Annotated in this window: 1 protein-coding gene; it reads left to right on the top strand. The window is 40.1% G+C overall.

The genetic code is table 11. From position 1 onward, the window contains the following. The coding region (locus HU824_RS16275; RefSeq protein WP_176469397.1) for a transposase at positions 1-886 on the top strand (886 nt) is incomplete at its 5' end. Positions 887-1,419: the final 533 nt, after the last annotated feature.

Genomic DNA, 1,419 nt, shown 5'->3' with positions numbered 1-1,419 from the left:
TTCCAAGACCGATCCTGATGCCACATTCATGCGTATGAAAGAAGACGCCATGAAGAACGGGCAGACCAAGCCCGGGTATAATTTACAAACAGGTACTGAAAACCAATTCATCATAGACTTCCGGCTGTTTCCCAACCCCACCGATACGCTGACCCTGATCCCTTTCTTCCACTCCTTCCAGCACCGCTATAACCGCTTACCGGGTATCGGTGTGGCAGACTCCGGTTACGGCTCGGAAGAAAATTACCGGTTCATGCAGGAAAACGGGATAGAGGCCTTTGTCAAGTACAACTACTTCCATAAAGAGCAGCGTCCCCGTTATACTCCCAACCCGTTCCATGCGGAAAGTCTCCATTACAATGCGGGGGAGGATTATTACGTTTGTCCGATGGGGCAACACATGAACCGCATAGGAACCAGACATGACAAAACAGCGAGCGGATACATCACCGAAAGTGCCCGGTACAAAGCACAAAGATGCGAAGGTTGTCCTTTGCATGGAAGTTGTTTTAAAGCACGGGGAAACCGTATTATAGAAGTCAACCACCGGTTAAACCAATACAAACGGCAGGCACGGGAAAGGTTAGTCTCAGAAGAAGGAGTCAGGCATAGGGGCAGGCGGTGTATAGAACCGGAAGCTGTGTTCGGACAAATGAAATACAACATGGCATACAGGAGGTTCCGGCATGTGGGAGAAGACAAGGTGACAATGGACTTTGCCTTCTTTGCCATAGCTTTTAATATCAAAAAGATGTGTGCAAAACTGAGAAAAACAGGAAAGGAGCTCATTACACTTACTAAATCTATATTTATTGGACTATTTATAACCCGATACAACGGGAATATAGTAACTTGTTACCAAATGAATGAGAAAAAAGCGGCGTAGACAAAAGAAAAGATAACAGGACTATAAATTATAGAAAAAGGTTGTGCCAACGTTTTGACACAACCTCACGTACATCCGAATCCACCACTTGATATGAAACGAATTATCTGGTATTTACCTCCTTGAAGTAATATGTTGTTTGGTAAGTTCATTTGTTATGTCTTAATATAGTATAATTTTAAAAGATAAAGTTTTATATTGCAAATATAGTTTTAAATATGTAACAACTACCAATATATTTATTATTTTACGGAGAATACAATCCACTTTAAGAGCCTGTTTAAATTTTATTCAGCATTCTTTTAAGAGTTCTCTTTGAGGATGTTTTTCTGTTTTAATGAAGAGCATAGCGGGCTATGTGACGAATAGAAACAGAAAAACAGACCGGAAAGAAGCTTGGGAAGAAGCTGAAAAAACTTTTTGAAGAAAATTTAAACTGGCTCTTATATTCCAATTTTGAAAAATTCAATAAGGAGCAAGATTTAGAATTTTACTCTAATCCTATTATTACTAATGGCGCTATCTGTATTATC

The organism is Bacteroides sp. L10-4 (genome assembly GCF_013373675.1).
GTDB lineage: Bacteria > Bacteroidota > Bacteroidia > Bacteroidales > Bacteroidaceae > Bacteroides > Bacteroides muris.
This window is presented reverse-complemented; position numbering and strand designations above follow the sequence as displayed.